Origin of the sequence: Streptomyces sp. NPDC046465, assembly GCF_040646035.1 — a bacterium.
Taxonomy (GTDB): Bacteria; Actinomycetota; Actinomycetes; order Streptomycetales; family Streptomycetaceae; genus Streptomyces.
The window spans coordinates 102,388-126,979 of record NZ_JBEYZK010000012.1; the positions used below are offsets into that span (position 1 = coordinate 102,388).

23 protein-coding genes and 1 tRNA gene are annotated in these 24,592 nt (G+C 68.3%); 9 read left to right on the forward strand and 15 right to left on the reverse strand.

The window, feature by feature from the left end:
* Positions 1-62: 62 nt before the first annotated feature.
* From ABZ953_RS20070 to ABZ953_RS20115, 10 genes are all read right to left on the reverse strand, one after another.
* A complete protein-coding gene (locus ABZ953_RS20070) occupies positions 63-215 on the reverse strand; it encodes a hypothetical protein (protein WP_361725422.1) in 153 nt (50 codons plus the stop codon).
* Positions 216-449: 234 nt separating this feature from the next.
* Entirely contained in the window at positions 450-806 is a 357-nt protein-coding gene (locus ABZ953_RS20075; protein WP_361725425.1) for a hypothetical protein, read from the reverse strand.
* Positions 807-867: 61 nt separating this feature from the next.
* The gene (locus ABZ953_RS20080) at positions 868-5,316 is read right to left on the reverse strand and encodes a DUF6531 domain-containing protein (RefSeq protein ID WP_361725428.1); all 4,449 of its coding nucleotides are present in this window, start codon (positions 5,314-5,316) and stop codon (positions 868-870) included.
* 7 nt (positions 5,317-5,323) lie between these two features.
* Entirely contained in the window at positions 5,324-5,635 is a 312-nt protein-coding gene (locus tag ABZ953_RS20085) for a hypothetical protein (protein WP_361725431.1), read from the reverse strand.
* 87 nt (positions 5,636-5,722) lie between these two features.
* Entirely contained in the window at positions 5,723-6,742 is a 1,020-nt protein-coding gene (locus tag ABZ953_RS20090) for a hypothetical protein (RefSeq protein ID WP_361725434.1), read from the reverse strand.
* Positions 6,739-7,404 (reverse strand): hypothetical protein, encoded by a 666-nt coding sequence (locus ABZ953_RS20095; protein ID WP_361725437.1) that lies wholly within the window; start codon positions 7,402-7,404, stop codon positions 6,739-6,741. The genes ABZ953_RS20090 and ABZ953_RS20095 overlap by 4 nt, the downstream gene beginning before the upstream one ends.
* Positions 7,405-7,818: 414 nt before the next feature.
* On the reverse strand, positions 7,819-7,977 hold the full coding sequence (locus ABZ953_RS20100) for a hypothetical protein (RefSeq protein WP_361725440.1): 159 nt from the start codon (positions 7,975-7,977) through the stop codon (positions 7,819-7,821).
* A gap of 658 nt (positions 7,978-8,635) precedes the next feature.
* Positions 8,636-8,709, reverse strand: a tRNA-Pro gene (locus tag ABZ953_RS20105).
* A gap of 46 nt (positions 8,710-8,755) precedes the next feature.
* The gene (locus ABZ953_RS20110; protein ID WP_361725443.1) at positions 8,756-9,448 is read right to left on the reverse strand and encodes a Pr6Pr family membrane protein; all 693 of its coding nucleotides are present in this window, start codon (positions 9,446-9,448) and stop codon (positions 8,756-8,758) included.
* A 204-nt stretch (positions 9,449-9,652) separates the two neighbouring features.
* Entirely contained in the window at positions 9,653-10,579 is a 927-nt protein-coding gene (locus tag ABZ953_RS20115) for a metallophosphoesterase (RefSeq protein ID WP_361725446.1), read from the reverse strand.
* A gap of 137 nt (positions 10,580-10,716) precedes the next feature.
* Here ABZ953_RS20115 and ABZ953_RS20120 point away from each other — a divergent pair, with 137 nt between their 5' ends.
* On the forward strand, positions 10,717-11,181 hold the full coding sequence (locus ABZ953_RS20120; protein ID WP_361725449.1) for a GatB/YqeY domain-containing protein: 465 nt from the start codon (positions 10,717-10,719) through the stop codon (positions 11,179-11,181).
* Positions 11,182-11,314: 133 nt separating this feature from the next.
* On the opposite strand, the gene ABZ953_RS20125 is transcribed toward ABZ953_RS20120, so the two are convergent.
* Entirely contained in the window at positions 11,315-13,648 is a 2,334-nt protein-coding gene (locus tag ABZ953_RS20125) for a transglycosylase domain-containing protein (protein ID WP_361725452.1), read from the reverse strand.
* Between the two features lie 503 nt (positions 13,649-14,151).
* On the opposite strand from ABZ953_RS20125, the gene ABZ953_RS20130 reads away from it, so the two are divergent.
* Positions 14,152-14,496, forward strand: a complete 345-nt coding sequence (locus ABZ953_RS20130; RefSeq protein ID WP_030782081.1) for a WhiB family transcriptional regulator — start codon at positions 14,152-14,154, stop codon at positions 14,494-14,496.
* A gap of 70 nt (positions 14,497-14,566) precedes the next feature.
* On the opposite strand, the gene ABZ953_RS20135 is transcribed toward ABZ953_RS20130, so the two are convergent.
* Both ABZ953_RS20135 and ABZ953_RS20140 read right to left on the reverse strand, forming a co-directional pair.
* Complete coding sequence (locus tag ABZ953_RS20135; protein ID WP_361725455.1) at positions 14,567-15,931, reverse strand: ArsA family ATPase; 1,365 nt, start codon at positions 15,929-15,931, stop codon at positions 14,567-14,569.
* A complete protein-coding gene (locus ABZ953_RS20140) occupies positions 15,928-16,908 on the reverse strand; it encodes an ArsA-related P-loop ATPase (protein WP_361725458.1) in 981 nt (326 codons plus the stop codon). Before ABZ953_RS20140 ends, ABZ953_RS20135 begins: the two co-directional genes overlap by 4 nt.
* Before the next feature lie 82 nt (positions 16,909-16,990).
* Between ABZ953_RS20140 and ABZ953_RS20145 the strand changes: the two genes are divergently transcribed.
* The 4 genes from ABZ953_RS20145 (at position 16,991) to ABZ953_RS20160 (ending at position 19,955) form a co-directional block, all read left to right on the forward strand.
* On the forward strand, positions 16,991-17,152 hold the full coding sequence (locus tag ABZ953_RS20145; RefSeq protein WP_003975360.1) for a DUF4177 domain-containing protein: 162 nt from the start codon (positions 16,991-16,993) through the stop codon (positions 17,150-17,152).
* Positions 17,149-17,619 carry a RidA family protein gene (locus tag ABZ953_RS20150; protein WP_361725461.1) on the forward strand — a complete coding sequence of 157 codons (471 nt, stop codon included), beginning with the start codon at positions 17,149-17,151 and terminating at the stop codon, positions 17,617-17,619. Before ABZ953_RS20145 ends, ABZ953_RS20150 begins: the two co-directional genes overlap by 4 nt.
* Before the next feature lie 127 nt (positions 17,620-17,746).
* Positions 17,747-18,622, forward strand: a complete 876-nt coding sequence (locus tag ABZ953_RS20155; RefSeq protein WP_361725464.1) for an NUDIX hydrolase — start codon at positions 17,747-17,749, stop codon at positions 18,620-18,622.
* A gap of 502 nt (positions 18,623-19,124) precedes the next feature.
* Positions 19,125-19,955, forward strand: a complete 831-nt coding sequence (locus ABZ953_RS20160; RefSeq protein ID WP_361725467.1) for an MBL fold metallo-hydrolase — start codon at positions 19,125-19,127, stop codon at positions 19,953-19,955.
* A 109-nt stretch (positions 19,956-20,064) separates the two neighbouring features.
* Here ABZ953_RS20160 and ABZ953_RS20165 read toward each other — a convergent pair whose 3' ends face one another.
* A complete protein-coding gene (locus tag ABZ953_RS20165) occupies positions 20,065-20,739 on the reverse strand; it encodes a Crp/Fnr family transcriptional regulator (protein ID WP_016642758.1) in 675 nt (224 codons plus the stop codon).
* Positions 20,740-21,099: 360 nt separating this feature from the next.
* Between ABZ953_RS20165 and nth the strand changes: the two genes are divergently transcribed.
* From nth to ABZ953_RS20180, 3 genes are all read left to right on the forward strand, one after another.
* Entirely contained in the window at positions 21,100-22,092 is a 993-nt protein-coding gene (gene nth / locus ABZ953_RS20170) for an endonuclease III (RefSeq protein WP_361725470.1), read from the forward strand.
* Positions 22,093-22,340: 248 nt separating this feature from the next.
* On the forward strand, positions 22,341-23,036 hold the full coding sequence (locus ABZ953_RS20175; RefSeq protein WP_361725899.1) for a CoA pyrophosphatase: 696 nt from the start codon (positions 22,341-22,343) through the stop codon (positions 23,034-23,036).
* 48 nt (positions 23,037-23,084) lie between these two features.
* Complete coding sequence (locus ABZ953_RS20180) at positions 23,085-24,290, forward strand: MarP family serine protease (protein WP_361725473.1); 1,206 nt, start codon at positions 23,085-23,087, stop codon at positions 24,288-24,290.
* A gap of 30 nt (positions 24,291-24,320) precedes the next feature.
* Here ABZ953_RS20180 and ABZ953_RS20185 read toward each other — a convergent pair whose 3' ends face one another.
* Entirely contained in the window at positions 24,321-24,509 is a 189-nt protein-coding gene (locus ABZ953_RS20185; protein ID WP_361725476.1) for a hypothetical protein, read from the reverse strand.
* Positions 24,510-24,592 lie beyond the last annotated feature (83 nt).

Here is a 24,592-nt window from a genome sequence, read left to right on the forward strand (position 1 = left end):
CCACCCAGCTGACGACGCGCTGAGCACTGCCCGGTGACAGGGGGCAACCACGTCGGCATAGCTCACAGGCGGTGCAACTGGCCCGCGACCACCTGCACCAGTTTGCCTTCCGTTACGTCCCCCGGTTCGCGGAATGAGCTGTCGGCCGGAAAATCTTCTACCGGCGTCAGTATTCGCCAGAGTGCGTCGCGGGCATCCATCATCTCAACGCCCATCACCAAAGCCGTCCGTCACTAGCGATACCCGAGAACTCCGTGTCCCAGGGGGTCGGAGGACTCTTCGGATCCAGACGCGCACCCTCCTGGAGGGGGCCTCGATGGAAGCCTGGAGTTCACACTCCTCAGAGGCTCACCGGGGTTTTACTATCTTCCTCGCCGCGCAGGGGATGCTCTCGGATGCGCAATGCGAATACCCAGTATTCATGGAGTGTATTCTTGTGAGGTGATTCGTCACTTGACTCCTCGAAGAGGGCCGAAATGCGATGGCGCATCGAGCCATTCATAATCTTCATGCCATTTGCAGCCTCCGGCGTAAATCTTCCCAATTCCGCCGTTGATCAGGTAAAGCTTGCATGGAACGCCGTACTCGATGGAAGCGCCTGCAGGTAGGTCCTTCTCTGAGGTCGGGAGCTCGTCAATGGTGAGCTCATTCAATTCATACGGGAGCTCCATGTGGCGAACTCTCGAAAACAGCACGTCGATTCGCCTGTCCGTGTCATCCCGCTGCCCGCTTCGCAGCAAAAGCTGCGCATAACTGAACGTGTAGTGCCAAACCTGAAAGTTGCGTTCCCAGCTAGCGATCTGCATTCTTGATGCTCCGTATTCATTCGCGCGCGCTCATTCGCGTGCCGCACGGCCTTGCGGCGCCCTAAACTATACCCGCGGCACGGCGCAGTGCGGCAAAGTCTGGCAGGGTCAGATGGACCCGCTCGCCATTCTGCCAGAAAGTTATGGAGCTCCAGTCCCTGTCGCCGCGTCGCACAGCTTCTCCCAGGATGTTCATCTCACGTTGTGTCGTGATCCAATTCCCGCCGACTCGCCCAGCCTTATAGAAGTCCTCAAATAGCTCCTGCGGTGCCCCCTTCTTGCCGTTCTCCATCATGAATCCGTCCAGTCGTACGTGAATATTTCGGCTCGGCTGCTCGTGCGCTATATGCCGCACCACGGCCAACACATCGTTTCTGTCAGGAATATGCATGAGGTTCCTGAATCCATTCTCATCCGCGAATCGCGCCAGCTCCCCCTTGTTACTCAGCCCCAGGGCGAGGCAAGGCGCCAGGCCCATGGGGTCCGCCCATGCCATGGGGTTGCGCACGTACGTAACCGCGTTGGGGGCTGGAGTAAGGCCGAGCGGGTCGGGTGTGAGGTAGCGCGCGGTGGCAGGGTCGTAGTAGCGGTGAACGTTGTAGTGATGGCCAGTTTCCCGGTCGAAGTATTGCCCCGGGAAACGCAAGGGGGTGTATGCGGAGCTCTGTCGAGACCATGTAGTAGTTCCCCACAGGCTGGTGCGCGTGTGCCACGCTGTGTTGCCGTCGGTGCCGATGAGCTCAGTCGGGGTGCCGACGAGGTCTGTGGCTATCGCGAAGAATCGGGCGTCGATCTCTTCCTGCGTGATCGCATCCAGACGGCGTTCTGTCTGCCCGACCGGGTGCAGGCCATCGTGGTCCCAGGTGAGGGCGACGGAGCCCTGCCGTTGTTCCGGAGCGGTGGTGATTTCCTCGATGAGGACCGAGCCGGCCCAGGTGAACGTGGTCTGCTCGACGGTCGAATCGCCATTCTCAGCGAGACGTAGCTTCGCCGTTCGCCGCCCGAGAGGGTCGTAGGTATAGCGCCAGCGAGTTCCGGCAGGTGTGGTGACCTCCGTAAGTTGGTTGTCGGAGTTCCAGACGTAGTGCCAGGTGTCGGGCTTGCGGGAGAGGCGAGTCTTCTGCCGCAGCGTAAGGCGGCCGGCGGCATCGTATTCGTAGCGGATACTCCCCGCAGTGATGAGACGGGTGCCGTTGTAGTTCCGCTCGCCGCGGGCGTCGTCGTCTGGGAGGGTATCCGGCCAGGCAGCCGAGGTTTGGTTGCCGACAGCGTCGTAGGCGTAGGTCTCGGACCACTTGCGTGCGCTCACACCCGTGACCCGGCCAAGCGGGTCGAGGTCATAGCGGCTGGGGCCGCTGCGGCTGTCCTCCAGGAGCGCGAGGTAGCCATCGGCTCGGTAGCCGTAGTCGCGGGTGTGTGAGGTGCCCGTCCCACCGACCAGGCGTTGCTGGGTCAGGCGGCCGGCGGGGTCCCAGGACTGCGCAATGGTCAGGGTGCCATCGTCCAGGGTGCGCAGGAGTTCCTGCCCGGCGAGGTCGTGGCTGGAGCTGAGGGCATGCCCGGTGGGAGTGACCAGTTCGGTGCGGTTACCTGCCGCGTCGTACGCGTAGCTGGTCGTGGCACCCGTCGGCGTCGTGCGGCGCACGGGTCGCCCCACGGCGTCATAGGTGTGCCGGACGGTACGCCCGCAGGTCGCCTCAGCGGTGAGGCGACCTGCGGAGTCGTACGTAAGAGCCAGCTCGTGGTCCGTGTTGGCGGCTGCCAGCATTCGCCCGGCCGGATCGTAGCTGTACCGAGTGAGGAGTCCGGCGGCGTCCTTCTCCGTGAGCCGACCGAGCGCGTCGTAGGTATAGAGGACGACGTCGCCGAGGGGGGTGGTGCGTGCGGTGGTGCGGCCTGCGGCGTCGTGGGTGTAGGTGATGGTGCGGTCGTCGAAGTCGGTCTCGGCCGTCAGGCGACCAGCCGGGTCGTAGGTGTAATCCCAGTTCAGGCCCTGGGGGTTGGTGACCTGGGTCAGGCGTAGCTCGAGGTCGTGGGTGAAGGTGTAGCGGCTGCCGTCGGGATCGACGCGGGCAGTCAGAAGGTCGAAGGCGGTGTATTCGAATGTGGTTATCTGGCCGAGCGCGTCGGTGCGGGTCAGGCAGTTGCCTTCGCCGTCGTACGTCCACAGCTGCACCGCGCCGTCTGGATCCTGCTGCCGGGCGAGCTTGCCCTCGGGTGTCCACTCCAGGCGGGTTATCGAACCGAGCGGGTCCGTGATGGAGGTCGGGCGGCCGAAGGCATCGCGGGTGTAACTGGTCACCGCGCCCAGAGGGTCGATGACCTTCCGCGGCAGGCCCGCCCTGTCGCACTCGATACGAGTGGTATTGCCAAGCGCATCAATGACGGTGCTGAGGTGGCCTTCGGGCGTGTGGGTGCAGCGGATTGCGGCGCCGGTGGGGTCGGTCACCGCCGTCAGGTTGCCGCGGGTGTCGTACTCGCGGCGCCAGGTGGCGCCGTCGGCGTTGACAGCCTCGACAGGCAAGCCGAGATCATTGCGGGTGACCGTGATCGTGTGGCCGTCGGGGCGGATGACGCCGGTCGGATGACCGCGGTCGTCGTAGGTGTACCTGGCGGTGTGGCCGAGTGGGTTGGTGATCGCGATCCGCCGATGATCCTCGTCCCATTCCTGGTGTGTGGTGTTGCCCAGGGGGTCGGTCTCGCGGATCAGGCGGTAGGCGTCGTTGTGCTCGTAGCAAATCGTGTGGCCGAGCCCGTTGGTGACGCGCGTAGTGTGCGCTGCGTCGTCATAGGACAAAGTGCCGGAGAGGAAGCCGTCGCTGCCCTCAGTGCGGACAACGCGGCCCTGCTCGTCGTAGGTGTACGTGTAGGTGGTGTTGTTGCGGTCGGTCCACGAGGTGATGCGGCCCTCGGCGTCGTAGGTGAACCGGAGCGGCTGGCCGGAGGAGTTGGTGACCTCGGTCAGGTCACCCTGGGCGTCGTAGCCGTAGGAGACGAGGGTCGTGCCGCGGCCGTCGGGTTGCTCCGGGTCGAGCAGGCGTAGGGCGCTGATGCGGGGCAGGTCGCCGTGGTGGTCGAGCGCGATGCGGTAGCCGCCGCTGTGGGCGACCTCCACCGGGGTGCCGTCGGCGCTGTAGTGGACGGTGATGCGTTGGCCGTTGCGGTCCACGATGGCCTGCAGGGGCAGATCGACCGCCTGGCCGTCATTGGCGGGGCACGGGGAGTGGAAGACGTAGGCGAGGCCGGTGTCGGGATCGGTGAGGCGCAGGGCGCCTTCGACCTCGGTGTCCCAGGTCAGGGGTATTCGAGGGCCGAGCTCGGGGTGGACTGGAGCTTCTTCGTCGGGCGCGGGGAGCGGGTAGCTCAGCCGGGCACCGTCGGGCGCGGCGTAGGTGATCCCGTACTCGTCGACCTGGAGGCGCTGGTCGAGGGTGGAGGCCCAACTGGGGCCGAACCAGCCGCCCCAGCGGTACGACGAGAGGTGCGTGCGTTCCAGCACCAGGGGCAGGGTGCCCGGCAGCTGGACGTCGGTCTGGGGCAGCAACATGTCACCGGTGGCGACGTCGATCGGGTCCAGGTCGCATTTCTTGAGGACTGCCTTGATGGAGGCGGGCAGCTTCTCCCATTCCGATGGGCGCAGCTTGAGCCGGGACAGTCCCGAACCGTCGAGCCCCAACGACTTTCCGAGCTTGGCGAGTTCGCTGGGCTTGAGCTTGCCCAGGCCCTTGCCGAGAAGCTTGCCCAGGCCGCCCGCGCCGACTCCGAATGCGGCTCCCAGGGCCAGGGTCTCCGCCAGCTTGCCCGGGTCCTTGAAGGTCCCCGGATCCTGCAGGGCAGCGTCGAAGGCGGCGAACTTCATGCCGTCGCCCGCGAGTTTGCCGGCCTTGGCGATCGTCTTGATCTCGCCGAGGGCCTTCAGCGCCCGCTCCAGGCCGCGGATCGCCTCCATCACGGTGCGGATGACCCGGGCCATCCGGGTCCCGGATTTCTCGATCCGGGCGACCAGCGCCACGACTTTCGCGGCTCGCGCGCCAGCTGCGAGGTTCCCGGCGATCATGGACAGGCCGCCGGTCAGCACCATCAGGCTCAGGCTTGCGATTTCGAACTCGGCGATCTCCGCGAGGATCACGCCGATTTCGGTCAGCAGCTCGTGCGCCTCGTCGGCGAAGTCGTCCAACGCCTTGGCCCCGGTGCGCAGCGAGTCGGCCATGTTGGTGGCCTGCGTGCGGGCGGTCTTGGCCCGCTTATGGAGGGCCTTGGCGGCCTTGCCCTCCCACTCCAGGTCCGTGAGGGCCGTTTCGGCGGCGTGGGCTGCGGCGTCGAGGCCCTTGGCCAGGGCCCGCCACTGCTCGGCTATCTCGCGGATGCCGTCGGGGTCGATGAGCGGGTCGGTGATGCCGAGGAACTCCAGGCCGCTGGCGAGGGTGTCGCCGAAGGCGTGGTTGGCCTTGTTGATCCATTTCAGCGGGTTGAGGTCGTCGACGTCGATGCCGGGGATGTCGAAGCCCATGGACGGCTCAGCCCTTCTTGGCGCGGGCCGCTGCGGTCAGCAGGACATCGAGCAGGTCGAAGGAGTCGGAGACGTCGCCCAGGAACTTCGCCTCGGCCTCCCATTCCTTGTGCAGGCTCGTGGTGAGCTTGGCGACAGTGTCCATGCCGTCCTGGATGTCGTCCTTGGCACTCATCAACGAGCCCAGCACACCGAACGCGGACAGGTCGTGCGAAGCGGCCTTGAAGTCGTGCAGCGGCTTGCGGGTGTGGTGATCGACCTTGCCCAGGGCGGAAGCCGCCTTGTGCAGGGCTTCCGCATCCTTCTTCAGGTCTGACATGCCTGCCCGCCCCCGTGGGTTGAGATGGTCCCGAGTGTGTTGCCTGGGCTGCGTTGAGCGCTATGTGTCCAGGGGCTGACGTCGCGATCAGCGGTTGACGGACTGGACTTCCTGGACGTTCATGTCCTGGGTCGTCTCGAACGTGCCGTCCGGCATGGTCCCCTTCGCATCACCCGTGCCACGCCAGGAGATCTCCCAGGTGACCGACGCCGTCAGCTGATGCGGCTGGCCGTCGGTGGCGCGCAGGTACGTGACGCCGCACGGCGGCTCCTGCTGCGCACTGCCCTTCACGTAAGGGGTGCCGATGGAGCCGTCCTTGTTGAAGGTGCACTCGCCGGATGCCGGATATGTCATCGCGTCCTCTGCGCCCGGCTCCAGGTGGAGGCTGACCGGCTTGGCGGTGGTCTCCGCCCACAGGCCCGTGCCGGGCAGCTCGGCCCGCACCTTGACTTCCTTGAACGTGCCCTTGTCCAGCCACACCCACGTGGGCAGCTTCACCGTCGACTTGGCCTCGGGCTTCAACTCGACTGTGGTGTCGGGCACTTCGGTGCGCTGGTAAGCGAGGGCCGCGAGGGTCTTGGGGTCGATGGCCTGCGGTACCTTCGGAGGCTTGCTCTTGTCCGCCCAGAACGGGGGCCGAGTGCATGCGTCCGCGGCCGGGTCATCCTTCATGTCCTTGTTCTTGACGGCGACCCACCACATGCCCTTGCCGTTCTTGCCGGCGTTGAAGTCCTTGTAGGGATGCCCACCCTTGTAGCGTGCCTTGACGTTCGCGAGATCCTTGGGGTCGCCGCCCGCAGACTTGTGGATCGACCACTTCGCTTCCATGAACGTCTTGAAGTCCTTGGCCTTCCAGTACGGCTCGTACCAGCAGGCAGGAGCCTTCCAACCCACCGCTGTCGGAGTCAGGGAACCGGTGTGCCGGGCCTTCGAGGGTGCGCCCTCCGCGGTGAAGGCAACCCGTGACAACAGCTCCTGTCCGAACGACTCGCCCGATGTCTCCATCTCCTGGGAACCAGCACCGCCTCGGCCCGCGGCGAGAGCCGCAGGCGCGCCGAACAGGAACGCTGCGGCCGTCAGCACCGCTACCGCCCTGCCCCGCGTCACGACCGGCACTCCTGCGACCCCCGGTCCTCGCTGAGGCTCCAGGTCTGCCAGACACCGTCCTTGTTCTTCTTCAGACCGGTGTTGTAGAAGACATAGTTGTCCGGGTCGTTGGGCGGGGTGTCGCTTTTGATGACTTTGTTCGTCTTGCGGTTCTTCAGGTTGGTCTTGCTCTCGTCGACGCAGTACGTCACCGCCGCCGAGTTCTTGTCGAACACCGTCACCTGCCGCTTGAAGTAGCGTGCAGTGCCCGTCCAGCTGACGCTCTTGTCAATGTTGTTCTTCGTGTACTTGTAGAGCCCGCCCAGCGCTTGGTCCGTTGCGTAGAAGGCGACTGCGGAGTGCTTCAGATCCCCACTCGCTAGGGCTGCGTCCACGGCACTGATGCGCCGCTCGTTGTCCGCGAGGATCGCATCCTTCACCGCGTCTCGGGTCTGGCGGCCCTCGAAGACGTTCTTCATGTCGACCGGCAGTTCGATCTTCGGGCGGTCCACCCCGTCGGCTGTCGCGGACGATGACGGTGACGCCGACTTAGAGCTGCCGGTGTCAGCCCCGGCGATCTTCTTGTTGTCCTTCTCGTCGTCCGAGCTGCCGCCGCAGGCGGTCAACAGCAGGGTTGCGGAAGCCGTGAGCGCGGCCGCCACGAGCCGGGTCGAGCGGTTCACAGTTGTCTCCGGTGAGGTGAGGGTTTACCCGAGCGAAGCAAAGCTATCCGTGGTCACCCGGTGACTATGACGGCGGGGCTGGCTTTGGCTGAGGCGCATCGAGGCATGCCCGTCAGGGCGCCGTACGGAATGTCCGGCTTGCTGAGCATTGCGCCAGCGAGACGACCAAATGCGTCGCCTGATATCGGTAAACAGGGGATGAGCATCTACGTCGAGGTGGAGCTCGGCAGATCTAGCGCGTTGTGGTGCCACGTACTCGTACGAGTGGCTTGAAGTGCGTGCCTCGTGTGGGTTCGCAAGTATCCGGGCCAACATGGGTCCGCTCCTTCACCGACATCCGCCGAGGCCCTGATCCCGATTGGGAACACTCCTCAGCGATGCCTGCCTATACGGCTCCACGTGAGGTTGGCCCAGTTACGCCTCCTCGTTGAGCGCTTCCTGGATCTCGGTGGTGCGACGCTGCGTTGCTGCCGAGTCCTTCTGCTGACGCACCAGCTTCGCCTCGGCAGCGGTCAACTCCCGGGCGAGCTGCTCCCGATCCGACTCCGTACGCGCACGGAACCACGTGCTCACATCGAAGGGTGAGGTTCCAGGTGTCGAGGTTCTTCCTGCGCTCCTCGGAGGTGACGGGCAACAAGAACCACAATGCGTCACCCGAGAACCGCTGATGGACCAGCGGCCATCCCTGCAATCAGCATGCCGCTGCTGAGACCGTTGCTCTGCCGCTTCGGCGTGCTCCTGCTTCTCCGCCTCGGACATCTTCATGAACGGAGGCCAGTCCCCTCGATCGTCCAACATGGGTTCTCCGCAGCCCCGGCACGGCTCACCAGCCACGTAGTCGGTGTAGCTGAGGCGCCTATCCTCGCGTTTCAGCAGTTCCCGCTGCTCGCGATGCCGTCGATCTTCGGCCTCGGCATCGCCTGTCCGAGCACGCGGTGACGCCCGTTGGTCGGACGTGCCTGAAAGCGATCACCATAGAGCCATCGCTTTCCGGTACTGAGCCGGTTTTGCCGAGGCTGGGCCGGAGCCACAGCATTGGGCTGCACCGCACCCACTTCACGAACGCGCACGGGGCAAGCCGCGGCGGCAAGGCGATCAGGTCCACACGGCCGCTACCCTCCGGGAGACCCTGACCAAGATCTTCTCCCGGATTTCTCCCAAACGATCACCAGGTACGCAGAAAGGGCCTGATCCGAATCCGGATCAGGCCCTTGACCTGGTATTTCAGCTGTCGGGGTGGCGGGATTTGAACCCACGACCTCTTCGTCCCGAACGAAGCGCGCTGCCAAGCTGCGCTACACCCCGATGTCGTTGTTCCAGCGGACTGCGGTGCAGGCCGTGGCGACACCGATTACTTTAGCGGACCGGCGCCCGGAGACGAAATCCGGTTTTCGGGGGGCCGGGGCTGGGGGCGGAGGCGGTCCAGGAGGAGGACGAGCAGGGCGAGGGCGTAGAAGGCCAGGCCGAAGATGACGGCGTTGCCCAGGACGCCCGCGTAGCCGTGGACGTCGACGTCCAGGAACGGGTACGGGTAGCGGGCCTGCGGGCCCGGGGGCAGCAGGGGGCCTCGGGCTAGGGCGAAGGCCAGGTAGGCGAGGGGGTAGAGCAGCCACAGGGTCGCGTGGCGGAGGCGCAGGCCGCCCGGCCCGGTGAGCAGCAGCCAGTCGAGGGCCACGGCGATCGGCGTCACGGTGTGCAGGAGCTGGTTCGCGAGGGAGTGCCAGCCGGGCGGAGTCGTGGCGTCGTCGGTCATCGAGAAGCCGCTCGCGTCGTTGGTCAGGACCAGGTGGTAGACGAGGCCCGTGATCGCGATGAAGAGGACGGTGCCGCCGGAAAGCCAGGGCGGCAGTGGATGGCGGCCCCGCCAGGCGCGCCATGCGGAGAGGCCGAGGACCACCGCCACCAGCACGTTGCTCTGGATCGTGAAGTAGCTGAGGACGCGCAGCGGGCTGCCGGTGGCCAGGTCGATCGCGATTCCGGCCACCGCGGCCAGCGCGATCAAGGCGCGGAAGACGGCCACCAGGGGGCGGCGTACGGCTGGCACGACCGCCTCCGCGGGAACACCCGCATGCACCTTGCGGGTGGGATTTGTGGGGCGTATGTGGCGTATGCGGTGTACGGGGCGTATTGGGGCGATCATGTCCCCACGGTAAGCACCGTGGCTGCCGGATGCCCGCCCGGGCGAGACCCGTGTCGCCCCCCTGTCGCCCCGAGCCGACAGCCCTGAACCCAGCCTTCAGCCCAGCCCTCAGCCCCGCGCCGTCAGCGTGAGCAGCGTCGCCTCCGGCGGGCACGCGAACCGCATCGGCGTGTAGCGGTTCGCCCCGCACCCGGCCGACACGTGGAGGAATGACTTCCGCCCCTCCGCCTCGTGCGTGGAGAGGCCCTTCACGCGGTCGGTGTCGATGTCGCAGTTGGTCACCAGTGCCCCGTAGAAGGGGATGCACACCTGGCCGCCGTGTGTGTGGCCGGCGAGGACCAGCGGGTAGCCGTCCGCGGTGAAGGCGTCGAGCGCGCGCAGGTACGGGGCGTGCACGATGCCCATCGAGAAGTCGGCCCCGGCCTCCGGACCGCCCGCCACGCGCGCGTACCGGTCGCGTTTGATGTGCGGGTCGTCCAGGCCCGTGAGCGCGATCTCGTAACCGTCGATCTTCAGCGAGCCCCGCGTGTTCGTGAGGTTCACCCAGCCCGCCGCGTCGAACCCGTCGCGCAGGCCCTCCCAGGGGTTGTGGATGACGCCGACCGCGGGCGGGTTGCCGTTCAGGCCGTGCTTGCCCTGCACCTTCTCGACGAGGTAGCGGGCGGGGTTGCGCGGCTTCGGGCCGTAGTAGTCGTTCGAGCCGAAGACGTACGCCCCGGGGAACTCCATCAGCGGGCCGAGCGCGTCCAGGGTCTCCGGGACGCCCTCGGGGTCGGAGAGGTTGTCGCCCGTGTTGACGACGAAGTCGGGGCGCAGCCCCGCCAGCGAGCGCAGCCACCGCTGCTTCTTGCGCTGCCCGGACACCATGTGGATGTCGGAGACCTGGAGGACCCGCAAGGGACGCATCCCCGACGGCAGTACGGGCACCGTGACCCGCCTCAGCCGGAAGAAACGGGCCTCGAAGCCCACCGAGTAGGCGAGACCGGCCGCAGCCGTCGCCGTGATGCCCAGGGGTACTGCGTATCGCGCGCGCATCCCCCCATCGTGTCAGACAACGCGTCAGTCCCTGGGTGGGCCCCGTACGGGCCTCGGGTGGGCCCGCACCGGCAACCCGCGCCCGCCCAGCGGAAATCGGCGGGCGGGCAGCCCTCCGCACCTGCCACAATCAACCCATGACCACGCTCAAGTCGAAGCTGCACGATGACCTCACCGCCGCGATCCGGGGGCGCGACGAGCTGCGCTCCTCGACGCTCCGGCTGACCCTCACCGCGATCACGAAGGAGGAGGTCTCGGGCAAGACGGCCCGCGAGCTCTCCGACGACGAGGTGCAGAAGGTGATCGCCCGCGAGGCCAAGAAGCGCCGTGAGGCCGCGGAGGCCTTCGCCGAGGGAGGCCGCCCCGAGCAGGCGGCGAAGGAGAAGGCGGAGGGCGAGATCCTCGCCGAGTACCTGCCCAAGCAGCTCTCCGACGACGAGCTCCAGGAGATCGTCGCCCAGGCCGTCGCGGAGGCCAGGGCCGCAGGCGCCGAGGGCCCGCGCGCCATGGGCCAGGTCATGAAGATCGTGAACCCGAAGGTCGCGGGCCTGGCCGAGGGCGGCCGCGTCGCCGCCACGGTCAAGAAGCTCCTCGCGGGCTGAGCGACACGTAAGTGCAGCGACACGTAAGTGCAGCGACGCGTAAGTGAAGTGATCCGTAAGTGAAGTGATCCGTGGATTGGATGAGGGCGCCCCCTGAGGCAGGGGGCGCCCTCATCCACGTACAGCCGAAGAGCTACTGCGGCCAGCCTCCGAACCCGCCCCCGATGCCGTTCCCGCCGCCACCGTTGCTGTTCCCGTTCCCGCCGTTCCCATTGCCGCCGAGGACGTCCGGCGGGAGCGGGATGTCCGGCCAGGGGTCGCCGCCTCCGCCGTTGCCACCCCCGCCGTTCCCGCCGCCATTCCCGCCGCCGTTACCGCCTCCATTGCCGCCGCCGTTGCCACCGTCGTGGCCGCCACCGCCCGGCTTGTTGTCGTGGTCGCGGCCGTGGTCCCCGTCCTTGCCCTTGTCACCGCCGGGGATGTGGACGGTGTTGAAGCCCGGACCCGGCTTGCCCGCGAGGGCGCCGCTCATCGCGTCGCGCCAGATCGGGCCCGGCACCTCGCCACCGAAGACCTTGTCGTACGGGACCCCGCCGATGGTGATGTCGACCATCTGCCGCTTGTGCTGCGGGTCGCCGACCCAGACCGCGCCCGACATGTTCGGGGTGTAGCCCACGAACCAGGCGGCGTAGCGGTAGTCGGTCGTACCCGTCTTGCCCGCGCTGGGGCGGGAGCCGAGGCCGGCCTGCTTGCCCGTACCGTCCTCGACCACGCCCTTCAGGAGGGTGTTGACGGTGTCGGCGGTCTTCTGCGACATGGCGCGCGAGCACGACGACTTCGGCACCGGCAGCGACTTGCCGCCGAGCGTGTTGATCGACTCGATGGCGATCGGCGTGCAGTACGTGCCGCGCGAGGCGAAGGTCGCGTACGCGCCCGCCATCGTCAGCGGCGACATCTCCTGGGTGCCGAGGGCGATGGACGGAGCCTGGTCCATCGGCTTTCCGTCGGCGCGCTCGACGCCCATCTTGGCGGCCAGCTTCGTCACCGGGCAGATGCCGATGTCGCCGATGAGCTGCACGTAGTAGGTGTTGACCGACTTCGCGGTCGCTTCCTGCATGCCGTACGGGCCGACCTCGGACTCGTTCTCGTTGCTCAGTTTCGCGTTGCCGGAGTTGACCCACTGCTTGCCGTCACAGGCGGAGACCCGCTGCGGGTAGGGCATTTCGTACGGTGACGCGTAGCTCTGCCCCGCAGACTTGCCGCCCTCCAGGGCCGCCGCCGCGACGATCGGCTTGAACGTCGAACCGGGCTGGTAGCCCGCGCCGCCTCCCATGGAGTGATCCACGGAGAGGTTGATCGTGGTCTCGTCCTTCTTGAAGCCGTAGGGACGTGACTGGCCCATGCCGAGGATCTTGCCCGTGCCCGGCTCGACGATCGAGGCGGCGGTCGCCACGTCGTCGGTCTTGTTCACGTGATCCTTTATCGACGCCTGCACGGAGTCCTGTGCCTGCGGGTCGAGGGTCGTGCGGACCTTCAGGCCGCCCCGGTTCCAGACCTTGGCCCGCTCTTCCTTCGTCTTGCCGAAGACCGGGTCGTTGAGGAACACCTCGCGCACGTAGTCACAGAAGAAGCCGGCGCCGCTGACCGAGGTGATGCAGCCGTTCTTGGGGCGGCTCACCTTCAGGCCGAGCTCGGTCTTCTTGGCGTCGGCGGCCTGCCGCTGCGAGATGTCGTGGGTGTCGGCCATGCGCTGCAGCACCACGTTGCGCCGCTTGGTGGCCTCCGCCGAGTCGTTGACCGGGTCGTACCGGCTGGGCGACTGCACGATGCCGGCGAGGAGCGCGGCCTCCTGGACCTTCAGGTCCTTGGCGGGCTTGGAGAAGTACCGCTGGGCCGCGGCCTCGATGCCGTATGCCTGCTGCCCGAAGTAGGTGATGTTCAGGTAGTTCTTGAGGATGCGCTTCTTGCCCAGCTTGTCCTCGACCTGAATCGCGTACTTCAGCTCGCGGATCTTGCGGCCGAGCGTCTGCTGCGTGGCCTCGGCGACCTTCGTCGGGTCGTCGCCGGCCTCCTCCACGAAGACGTTCTTCACGTACTGCTGCGTCAGCGTGGACGCGCCCTGCGAGACGCCGCCGCTCTGCGCGTTCTGGTTGAGCGCGCGCAGGATGCCCTTGAGGTCGACCGCGCCGTGCTCGTAGAAGCGGGAGTCCTCGATCGCGACGATCGCCTTCTGCATGTACGGCGAGATGTCCTTGAGCGGGACGACCGTGCGGTCACGCGAGTAGACCGTGGCGATCTGACCGCCCTTGTTGTCCAGGATCGTGGTGCGCTGACTGAGCGGCGGCTGCTTCAGATTGGCGGGGATCTCGTCGAACCCTTCGACCGAACCCTTGGCCGCGAGGCCCAGCGCTCCGGCCGCGGGCAGGGCGATCCCGGCCAGCACCGCACCCGCCAGGACGCTGACTCCGAGGAACTTCGCGGCCTGCTGAGTTGGTGACAGACCACCGCCCGAGCGCTTCTTTCCCATGAGGGCAGCCTAATCCGTCCCCGCCGGGGTTCCGAGGGAGCAGGGGTTCCTCGGGATGTTCGCGTGCCTCTGGCACCTCTGGCACCTCTGGCACCTCTGGCACCTCTAGTACTTCTGGCACCTCTGGAATCGACGTTTTGATTCGCCGGACAGGCCTCAATGCCTTGGCCTAAGCTGCTCTCAACTGTCACAGCCGTACGGTTCGGCAACAGACCCCCCGCTCCCGAAATCCGGCGGATCGCTGTCCGAATTCGCCTCATGTGACGCTCGGCGTCCGTTGTGACTCAACTGAAGTGTCCCGGAATGCCGGTTTCCGCACAGATGTCGCCAGGTCACTCCGTCGGGTGATCTGCCGCTTACGCATAGTCCGTTCGGGCCATTCAAGATTGGGCCCGAAGGGGGTGTTGCGGTGTGCCCACCTTCCGTAACGTCCTCAACTGGCGGCGGTGAATATGCCGCTGCCGCCGTGGGGGAGCCTCGATTCGGGAGAGGACGGCGCCGGTATGGGCTGGGTAACCGACTGGAGTGCGCAGGCGGCCTGCCGCACTACCGATCCGGATGAACTGTTCGTTCAAGGAGCAGCGCAGAACAGGGCCAAGGCGGTGTGCACCGGATGTCCGGTGCGGACCGAGTGCCTGGCCGACGCGCTGGACAATCGCGTCGAGTTCGGCGTGTGGGGTGGCATGACGGAGCGAGAGCGCCGCGCACTGCTGCGCAGGCGCCCCACCGTCACCTCATGGCGCAGGCTCCTGGAGACTGCGCGCTCCGAGTACGAGCGCGGTGCGGGCCTGTTGCCCGTGGACTTGGAGGACGAGGAGACGTACGAGAGCTACGCCGCAGTGGGGTAGACCGGTAGGCCATCAGGGCGACGAACCCCCACGGCCGGGCACGAGCGACGAGGGTGACCCCCGCGTCGCGTCAGCCCGCCAGTCGGTCCCCGACAGCCCGGAGCCCCGCAAGGTCATGCACATCACCGGGGAGCGCGGCCACTTCGGCCACGGCCACCTCGGGGTGGAGCGCGGTGAAACGATCACGCGTGCGCTGTTCACGTACGAGCAACTGCATGCGCTCGGCGTGCAGGCGCAGGAGACCGGCGGTCATCTGCTCGACGCACGCGTCGGTCACCGGCTCGTCGATGTCAGGTAGGGCGACATCGGGTGAGGCGACGTCAGATGTGGTGGAAGCGGGAGCCTCGGGATTCGCGGGGGCCTCGGGATTCGCAGGGGCTTCGGACGGCGCGGGATTCTCTGAAGTCGCGGAATTCTCGGGGGAGTTACGAACTTCTACCTTCCCGTCCTCCTGATCCACAATGCGGCGTTCCTCAAGATTTTCTGCGGCGGCGAGGGCCCGCTCGGCCGACAGCTGAGCGGCACCGCTGCCGTGCACACGGTTCAGTACGAGGCCCGCGAGCGGCATGTCGTCCGCGGCGAGGCGCTCCACGAAGTACGCGGCCTCCCGCAGGGCGTCCCGCTCCGGCGAGGCCACCACGAGGAACGCCGTGCCGGGCGCCTGCAACAGCCGGTACGTCGCGTCGGCCCGGGTGCGGAAGCCGCCGAACATGCTGTCCATCGCTGTCACGAACATCTGCACGTCGCGCAGCAACTGCCCGCCGAGCAGCTTGCCCAGGGCGCCCGTCATCATCGACATGCCGACGTTCAGGAACTTCATCCCGGCCCGACCGCCCACCTTCGCCGGCGCCATCAGGACGCGGATCAACTTCCCGTCAAGGAAGGACCCGAGGCGCTTGGGGGCGTCGAGGAAGTCCAGTGCCGAGCGCGAGGGCGGCGTGTCGACGACGATCAGGTCCCACTCGTCGCGGGAGCGCAACTGCCCCAGCTTCTCCATCGCCATGTACTCCTGCGTGCCCGCGAAGCCCGCCGAAAGCGACTGGTAGAAGGGGTTGTTGAGGATCGCCTTGGCGCGTTCCTTGTCCGTGTGCGCCTCGACGATCTCGTCGAAGGTGCGCTTCATGTCGAGCATCATGGCGTGCAGTTCGCCGGAGCCGTCGATGTCCTTGACCCGGCGCGGCACGTTGTCGAGCGAGTCGATGCCCATGGACTGCGCGAGCCTGCGCGCCGGGTCGATGGTGAGGACGACGGTCTTGCGGCCCCGCTCCGCCGCGCGCAGCCCGATGGCGGCCGCGGTGGTCGTCTTGCCGACGCCTCCGGAGCCGCAGCACACCACGATCCGGGTCTCCGGGTCGTCGATCAGGGCGTCCACGTCCAGCGCGAGGCCGGGCTCCAGAGTCCGTGCCGTCGTCCGGGTCGTGCGCTCGCTGGTCATGCGATCCCTTGCTTCCGCAGTGCCGTGGCGAGCTCGTAGAGGCCCGCGAGGTCCATCCCGCCCGCGAGGAGCGGGAGTTCGTGCAGAGGCTGACCGAACTCCGTCAGGAGGGCCCGCTGGTCGCGCTCCAGGGCGAACCGCTCGGCGTACTCGGCGGCCTGCTCCAGGAGCGGGTCGACCAGCCGCTCGGCGACCCCGCCGCGCCGCGCACCGCCGAGCCCGGCGGTGGACAGGGACTTGGCGATGGCCGTACGGGGCGCCTGCTCCAGGCCCAGCTTCAGCGAAGCCTCGTCGAGGAGGGCCGGGCGCACCATGTTCACGATGAGCCGCCCCACGGGCAGCTGTGCGGCCCGCAGCTCGGCCACCCCGTCCGCCGTCTCCTGGACGGGCATCTCCTCCAGGAGGGTCACCAGGTGCACGGCCGTCTCGGGGGACTTCAGGACCCGCATCACGGCCTGCGCCTGATTGTGTATGGGCCCGATCTTCGCGAGCCCGGCGACCTCGTCGTTCACGTTCAGGAAGCGGGTGATGCGCCCGGTCGGCGGGGCGTCCATCACCACGCAGTCGTACGCGTAGCGCCCGCTCTTGTCCTTCCTGCGCACCGCCTCGCAGGCCTTGCCGGTCAGCAGGACGTCCCGCAGGCCCGGCGCGACGGTCGTCGCGAAGTCGATGGCCCCGAGCTTCTTCAGGGCCCGCCCCGCGCCCCCCAGCTTGTAGAACATCTGGAGGTAGTCGAGCAGCGCCAGCTCGGGGTCGATGGCGAGGGCATACACCTCCCCGCCCCCGGGAGCGACGGCGATCTTCCGCTCCTCATAGGGCAGCGCCTCCGTCTCGAAGAGCTGCGCGATGCCTTGCCTGCCCTCGACCTCGACGAGGAGGGTGCGTTTGCCCTCGCTCGCCAGGGCGAGCGCGAGGGCCGCGGCCACCGTGGTCTTGCCGGTACCGCCCTTGCCGCTGACGACCTGGAGCCTGCTCACCCTTCCGAGCCTAACCAGTCGCTGCCCGGACCATGCAGGAGCCCACCCTGAGCAACCCGTCACACCGACTACAGTCGGCCACATGACCAAGTGGGAATACGCAACCGTGCCTCTGCTCGTCCACGCCACGAAGCAGATTCTTGACACCTGGGGCGAGGACGGCTGGGAGCTGGTCCAGGTCGTGCCCGGGCCGAACAACCCCGAGCAGCTCGTGGCCTACCTGAAGCGGGAGAAGCAGGCATGAGCGGCGCAGTCGACGCCCGCCTCGCCGAGCTCGGCCTGACGCTGCCCGCGGTCGTGCCGCCGCTGGCCTCCTACCAGCCGGCCGTCCAGTCCGGCGTGTACGTCTACACCGCGGGCCAGCTCCCGATGGTGGACGGCAAGCTCGCCGTGACCGGCAAGGTCGGCGCCGAGGTCACCGCCGAGGAGGCCAAGGACCTGGCCCGCACCTGCGCGCTGAACGCGCTGGCCGCGGTCAAGTCGGTCGTCGGTGACCTGGACCGCGTCGCGCGCGTCGTGAAGGTCGTGGGCTTCGTCGCGTCCGCCCCGGACTTCACGGGCCAGCCCGGCGTGATCAACGGCGCCAGCGAGCTCCTCGGTGAGGTGCTCGGTGAGAAGGGCGTGCACGCGCGCAGCGCCGTGGGCGTCGCCGTGCTCCCGCTGGACGCTCCGGTCGAGGTCGAGATCCAGGTGGAGCTGACGGAGGCGTAGGCCGTTTCCGGCCATACCGGGGTGCTGGCTTATCGGGGTACTGAGGTGTCGGCCTTGCTTGGCGGGCCCTTGTAGGGACCGGTAGTTGCCTCTCGAACATCAGCTCACTAGGGGATAGCCTCCGCCCATGGCAAATGGGCAGTGGTACCCCCCGGAGTGGCCCGACCGCATCCGTGCCCTCGCGAGCGGCGAGCTGACTCCGGCGACGCCGCGCCGCGCCGCGACCGTCATGCTCCTCAGGGGCGGACCGGGCGACGGTGAGCCGCAAGTACACATGCTGCGCAGACGCGCCTCCATGGCCTTCGCCGGAGGCGCGTACGCGTATCCGGGCGGCGGGGTCGACCCGCGCGACGACGATCACCTGGTGCGCTGGGCGGGCCCCGCACGCGCGTCCTGGGCGGCTCGTCTGGGCGTCGACGACGAGGCCGCCGCCCAGGCGATCGTCTGCGCGGCGGTCCGTGAGACGTACGAGGAAGCGGGCGTGCTGCTCGCGGGGCCGACTCCGGAGACGGTCGTCGGCGACACCACGGGCGACGACTGGGAGGCGGAGCGCGAGGCGCTGGTTGCCCGCGACCTCTCCTTCGCGGAGTTCCTGGACCGCCGGGGCCTGTACCTGCGCAGCGATCTCCTCGCCGCGTGGGCCCGCTGGATCACCCCGGAGTTTGAGCCCAAGCGCTACGACACGTTCTTCTTCGTGGCCGCGCTGCCCGATGGCCAGCGCACCCGCAACGCCTCTACGGAGGCCGACCGCACGGTCTGGATCACCCCCTCCGAGGCGGCGGCCCGCTACGACGCGGGCGAACTCCTGATGATGCCGCCCACCATCGCGACGCTGCGCTCCCTGAGCCCGCACCCGTCGCCCCGCGAGGCCCTTGCCGCGGCCCCGTCGCAGGACATGACCCCGGTGCTGGCCCAGGCGCGATTTGAGGGCGACGAGTTGATCCTGTCCTGGCCGGGCCACGATGAGTTCACCAAACACATCGTGACGAGCACCCCCCGATGACGCCGTGCCGAGCGCCCCTGCCATCCCTGGGCACGGGACGGCGGTCAGCCGCGATCGAGACGGGAGGGGGCGTGGGGGTATGTGCGCACGGAGCACTGAGCGCACTCTGGCGTCTTTGTTCTTGAGGCGTGGCGCGCAGTGATGGCGAGTACGTACATACCCCCGCGGCCCCGCACCCCCAGGCGCGGCACCCGCAGCCCGCAGAGCTGCACTCCCAGACGACCCCAGACGCCGCACCCGCAGCCCGCAGAGCCCCCGCACCACCCCCACAGCGACCGAACCGCCCCCCAGAGGCTCCAGACCCCGCACAGCCCCGCCAAGCCCGCACGGCTCCACACGGGGCCCACACAGCCCCGTCAAGCCCGCACAGCCCCGCACGGCCCCGCGCACAGCCCCGCACAGCCCCGCCAAGCCCCAAGAACACCTGGCCCTGAGCCCCCGGCCCCCGGCCCCCGGCCCCCCGGGCCTCCGCCCAGACAGAACAGACAGGAGTCACCCCCGCATGACCAATGCCGCCGCCCTCCCCGGCCAGCCGCGCGGCGGAGTCCTCAGCGGCCCCGCCACCACCCGCGCGGTCAACGTCCTCGCACCCAACCCCTCCGCGATGACCCTGGACGGCACCAACACCTGGATCGTCTCCGAGCCGGACTCACCGCTCGCGGTGGTCATCGACCCGGGCCCGCTGGACGACACGCACCTGAGCCACGTCATCGAGACCGCGGAGAAGGCGGGCAAGCGGGTCGCCCTGACGCTCCTGACCCACGGCCACCCCGACCACGCCGAGGGCGCGGCCCGCTTCGCCGAGCTGACCCGTACTCACGTCCGCGCCCTGGACCCCGCCCTGCGCCTCGGCGACGAGGGGCTCGCGCCCGGCGACGTGATCACCACCGGTGGCCTGGAGATGCGCGTCGTCGCGACCCCCGGCCACACCGCGGACTCGCTCTGCTTCCACCTCCCCGCCGACCGGGCGGTCCTGACGGGAGACACGATTCTCGGCCGCGGCACCACGGTCGTGGCACACCCCGACGGCCGTCTCGGCGACTACCTGGACTCCCTGCGCCGGTTGCGCTCCCTGGCGGTCGACGACGGCGTGCACACGGTCCTGCCGGGCCACGGTCCGGTCCTGGAGGACGCCCAGGGAGCCGTCGAGTTCTACCTCGCGCACCGCGCCAACCGGCTGGCCCAGGTCGAGACGGCCGTCGAGAACGGCCACATCGAGGCCACGGACGTCGTGGCGCACGTGTACGCCGACGTGGACCGCTCCCTGTGGCCCGCCGCGGAGCTCTCGGTCAGGGCGCAGCTGGACTACTTGCGGGAACACGGCTTGATCTGACGGGTCGCGGGGAAGCCGCCCACAGCCCCGCCCGGAAACGCCGATGGGCCCCGCCTCTCAAGAGGCGGGGCCCATCCACGTACAGACATTTTCACGTACAGACGCAGCGTCAGCGCGAACGCTTGGCCAGCCGCTCCACGTCCAGCAGGATCACCGCGCGGGCCTCGAGCCGAAGCCAGCCGCGTCCGGCGAAGTCCGCCAGGGCCTTGTTGACCGTCTCGCGGGAGGCGCCGACCAGCTGGGCGAGCTCTTCCTGCGTGAGGTCGTGCACGACGTGGATGCCCTCTTCGGACTGCACGCCGAAGCGGCGCGACAGGTCGAGAAGCGCGCGGGCCACCCGGCCCGGCACGTCGGAGAAGACCAGATCGGACATCTGGTCGTTGGTCTTGCGCAGGCGCCGGGCAACGGCGCGCAGCAGGGCGGCGGCCACCTCGGGGCGGGCGTTGAGCCAGGGCTGGAGGTCGCCGTGGCCGAGGCCGAGCAGCTTGACCTCGGTGAGGGCGGACGCCGTGGCGGTCCGCGGGCCCGGGTCGAAGAGCGACAGCTCTCCGATGAGCTCGCCGGGGCCGAGCACCGCGAGCATGTTCTCCCGGCCGTCGGGCGAGGTGCGGTGGAGCTTCACCTTGCCCTCGGTGACCACGTACAGGCGGTCTCCGGGGTCGCCCTCATGGAAAAGCGCATCCCCGCGCGCGAGCGTCACCTCACTCATGGAGGCGCGGAGCTCCGCGGCCTGCTCGTCATCGAGCGCCGCGAAGAGCGGGGCGCGCCGCAGAACGTCGTCCACGAGTTCTCTCCTTGTCGACCTGCTCAGGGGATCTTGATTCCCCCGTCATATCAGGGGACCGTGTTCCCCGTTTTGCTGGACGGTCCAAACAGTGTGATCAGTCACAAGTCTGCCGCACCGGCGTCGCCAGCTGTGCGGGAGGGGGCCAATTGGGGGCCGATCCATGGGGTCAGGGACGGATGTCAGTGTCGGGCTCTAGGCTGGCCGGGTGTCCAAAAAGCCGGTGAGAGCGCAGGCCGAGGGGGCTGAGCGGGTGGCGGCACCTTGTTATTCCGCTGTGGGCGAACACGCGTCCGGCATCCCTGAAAATGCGACAAAAAGGACACCTCCCCTGGCGTCCCCGGCGAAGAGGTCGACCCTGTGAACGCAAAGAAGACGACGCCCGCGCCCGAGAAGGCGGCGGCGAAGAAGGCACAAGCGAAGAAAGCCGCAACCGAGAAGGCACCTGCCAAGAAGGCACCTGCGAAGAAGGCCGCAGCCAAGAAGGCCCCGGCCAAAACCGCATCGCCCAAAACCGCAGCGCCCAAGAAGGCCCCCGCCAAGAAGACCGCCTCCCCAGTCGAGAAGCCCGCAACCGGCGGCACCCTGACGGAGTCCCACGCCGCCCTGGTCCGCCGCGCCCGGCGCATCAACCGCGAGCTCGCGGACGTGTACTCGTACGCCCACCCCGAGCTGGACTTCGAGAACCCGTTCGAGCTCCTGGTCGCCACGGTCCTCTCCGCCCAGACCACCGACCTGCGCGTGAACCAGACGACCCCGCGGCTCTTCGCCAAGTACCCGACTCCGGAGGACCTGGCCGCCGCCGTCCCTGAGGAGGTCGAGGAGCTGATCAGGCCGACCGGCTTCTTCCGGGCGAAGACCAAGTCGATCATGGGCCTGGCCAAGGCGCTGCGGGACGACTTCGGGGGCGAGGTGCCGGGCCGTCTCGACGACCTCGTCAAGCTGCCCGGAGTGGGCCGCAAGACCGCGTTCGTCGTGCTGGGCAATGCCTTCGGAGTGCCCGGGATCACCGTGGACACCCACTTCGGCCGCCTGGTCCGCCGCTGGAAGTGGACCGAGGAGACGGACCCGGTGAAGGTCGAGGCGGCCGTCGCCGCGCTCTTCCCGAAGAGCGAGTGGACGATGCTCTCGCACCGCGTGATCTTCCACGGCCGCCGAATCTGTCACTCCCGCAAGCCCGCCTGCGGCGCCTGCCCGATCGCCCCGCTCTGCCCGTCGTACGGAGAGGGCGAGACCGATCCGGAGAAGGCGAAGAAGCTGCTGAAGTACGAGATGGGCGGCTTCCCCGGCCAGCGCCTCAAGCCGCCGTCGGACTACCCGGGCAAGCCGGCGCCTCCGCTCGCCGCAGGCTGACACCGACGGCGGACGGAACGAACCCGAGGGGAAAGAGCGTTGTCCAGAGACGGACGGGGGTGCCGATGACGCACGCGAGCGATACGACGGACATGGCGAGCACCGAGAACACCTCGCACACGGCGAACACCAAGAACAACTCGCACACGGCGAACACGAGCACCAAGAACACCGCACGCACGGCGAACACCGCACGCACGGCGAACACCGCACGCACGGCGAACACCACACCCAGCACGAGCACCCCCATCCCCACCCAACCCACAGATCAGGACGGTCACCCTCTGCTCAGCACCGTCGGCCTGCCCTCCTGGCTCGACCCGGTCGTCCACGCCGCCCGGACCGTCGAGCCGCTCCAGCTGAGCCGCTTCCTGCCTCCGGAGAGCGGCGCCGGACGCCAGTCCGCCGTACTCGTCCTCTTCGGAGAGGGCGAAAAAGGCCCCGAGATGCTCCTGATGGAGCGTGCCGGATCCCTCCGTTCGCACGCGGGCCAGCCCTCCTTCCCCGGTGGCGCCCTCGACCCCGAGGACGGCGACCCGCAGGGCGAGGGCCCGCTGCGCGCCGCTCTGCGCGAGGCCGAGGAGGAGACGGGGCTCGACCCCCACGGCGTCCAGCTCTTCGCCGAACTGCCCCGCCTCTTCATTCCGGTGAGCGACTTCGTCGTGACGCCCGTGCTCGGCTGGTGGCGCACGCCGACCCCGGTGGGCGTCGTCGACCCGAACGAGACGGCCCGGGTGTTCACGGTCCCCGTGGCCGATCTCACGGACCCGGCGAACCGGGCGACGGCGGTCCACCCCAGTGGTCACCACGGCCCGGCCTTCCTCGTCGAGTCCGCCCTGGTCTGGGGCTTTACGGCGGGCGTGATCGATAGAATCCTGCACTTCGCGGGCTGGGAGCGCCCTTGGGACCGCAGTAGGCAGGTCCCGCTCGACTGGCGCGCATGACAAGGTTGCGTGGAACGGCGGCCGCGATGCGAGGCGAGGATTGAATCGGTGAACGTGCTGGACGTCCTGCTGCTGCTCGCCGCCGTGTGGTTCGCGGTCGTGGGGTACCGCCAGGGCTTCGTGGTCGGCATCCTCTCGGTGATCGGATTCCTGGGCGGCGGCCTCGTCGCCGTCTATCTCCTGCCGATCGTGTGGGACGCCCTCACGGACGACGACGCGGCCACGGTGAGTACGACCGCGGCGGTGGTGGCGGTCGTCATCGTGATCGTCTGCGCGTCGATCGGCCAGGCCTTCACCACGCACCTCGGCAACAAGCTGCGCAGATACATCACCTGGCAGCCCGCTCGCGCTCTCGACGCGACCGGCGGCGCGCTGGTCAACGTCGTGGCGATGCTCCTCGTCGCCTGGCTGATCGGCTCCGCCCTCGCGGGTACGACGCTGCCGACCCTCGGCAAGGAAGTGCGCAACTCCAAGATCCTGCTCGGCGTCTCCCGCACCCTGCCGGGCCAGGCCGACACCTGGTTCAACGACTTCTCCTCGGTGCTCGCGCAGAACGGCTTCCCGCAGGTCTTCAGCCCGTTCTCGAACGAGCCCATCAAGGAGGTCCAGCCCCCGGATCCCAAGCTCGCCAAGAGCAAGGTGGCCACGACTGCCAAGCGCTCCATCGTGAAGGTCCGCGGTGAGGCCCGCTCCTGCGGCAAGGTTCTCGAAGGCACCGGCTTCGTCTTCGCGGACCGCCGCGTGATGACCAACGCGCACGTGGTCGGCGGCGTGGACGAGCCGACCGTCCAGATAGGCGACCAGAACCAGACGTACGACGCGAAGGTCGTCCTCTACGACTGGGAGCGCGACATCGCCGTCCTGGACGTGCCCGCGCTGAAGGCACCGCCCTTGCAGTTCACGTCCAAGGACGCGCCCAGCGGCGCCGGAGCCATCGTGGCGGGCTTCCCCGAGGACGGCCCCTACGACGTCCGCCCCGCGCGCGTGCGGGGGCGCATCACGGCCAACGGCCCGGACATCTACCACCGCGGCACCGTGCACCGCGACGTGTACTCGCTCTACGCGACCGTCCGCCAGGGCAACTCCGGCGGCCCGCTGCTCACGCCCGACGGCAAGGTCTACGGCGTGGTCTTCGCGAAGTCCCTCGACGATCCGGACACCGGGTATGCGCTGACCGCGGACGAGGTGCGCGAGGACATCAAGCGGGGCCGCACCGCCGGCCAAGAGGTCGACAGCCAGGGCTGCGCGCTCTAGAACGGCGGTCGGAGGGCCCGGAGGACGGGGTCAGTCGCGCGTGTGGCGGAGCCGCGCGGAGACCCAGCGGGCCCTCCGGCGGAGGATATGGGGAATGCCCATGTCTTGAGGGGGGCCGTGATGGTCCTGCTCCTGTGGCCCGCCCCTCTCGCGGCTGTTCAGCGCTGTGGCCGAGCGGCGATTGCGTGCTACGTCACTGTAGTCGTGCGTCCAGCCCATACCCCGACGTGTGCCCGGGCCCCATGGTCGGTAACCGCGCCCAAGGGCCCCAATTGGCCTATGCGCGAGGCAATTGGCGTTCG

Excerpts from the sequence above, each read along its gene's own strand:
- ABZ953_RS20150 (WP_361725461.1), top strand. The coding sequence starts at position 17,149 with ATGAGCGGCGCAGTCGACGCCCGCCTCGCCGAGCTCGGCCTGACGCTG.
- ABZ953_RS20160 (WP_361725467.1), top strand. The coding sequence starts at position 19,125 with ATGACCAATGCCGCCGCCCTCCCCGGCCAGCCGCGCGGCGGAGTCCTC.
- ABZ953_RS20075 (WP_361725425.1), bottom strand. The coding sequence starts at position 806 with ATGCAGATCGCTAGCTGGGAACGCAACTTTCAGGTTTGGCACTACACG.
- ABZ953_RS20080 (WP_361725428.1), bottom strand. The coding sequence starts at position 5,316 with ATGGGCTTCGACATCCCCGGCATCGACGTCGACGACCTCAACCCGCTG.
- ABZ953_RS20135 (WP_361725455.1), bottom strand. The coding sequence starts at position 15,931 with ATGACCAGCGAGCGCACGACCCGGACGACGGCACGGACTCTGGAGCCC.
- ABZ953_RS20070 (WP_361725422.1), bottom strand. The coding sequence starts at position 215 with ATGGGCGTTGAGATGATGGATGCCCGCGACGCACTCTGGCGAATACTG.
- ABZ953_RS20115 (WP_361725446.1), bottom strand. The coding sequence starts at position 10,579 with ATGCGCGCGCGATACGCAGTACCCCTGGGCATCACGGCGACGGCTGCG.
- ABZ953_RS20185 (WP_361725476.1), bottom strand. The coding sequence starts at position 24,509 with ATGGGCTGGACGCACGACTACAGTGACGTAGCACGCAATCGCCGCTCG.
- ABZ953_RS20125 (WP_361725452.1), bottom strand. The coding sequence starts at position 13,648 with ATGGGAAAGAAGCGCTCGGGCGGTGGTCTGTCACCAACTCAGCAGGCC.
- ABZ953_RS20155 (WP_361725464.1), top strand. The coding sequence starts at position 17,747 with ATGGCAAATGGGCAGTGGTACCCCCCGGAGTGGCCCGACCGCATCCGT.
- ABZ953_RS20130 (WP_030782081.1), top strand. The coding sequence starts at position 14,152 with ATGGGCTGGGTAACCGACTGGAGTGCGCAGGCGGCCTGCCGCACTACC.
- ABZ953_RS20085 (WP_361725431.1), bottom strand. The coding sequence starts at position 5,635 with ATGTCAGACCTGAAGAAGGATGCGGAAGCCCTGCACAAGGCGGCTTCC.
- ABZ953_RS20120 (WP_361725449.1), top strand. The coding sequence starts at position 10,717 with ATGACCACGCTCAAGTCGAAGCTGCACGATGACCTCACCGCCGCGATC.
- ABZ953_RS20145 (WP_003975360.1), top strand. The coding sequence starts at position 16,991 with ATGACCAAGTGGGAATACGCAACCGTGCCTCTGCTCGTCCACGCCACG.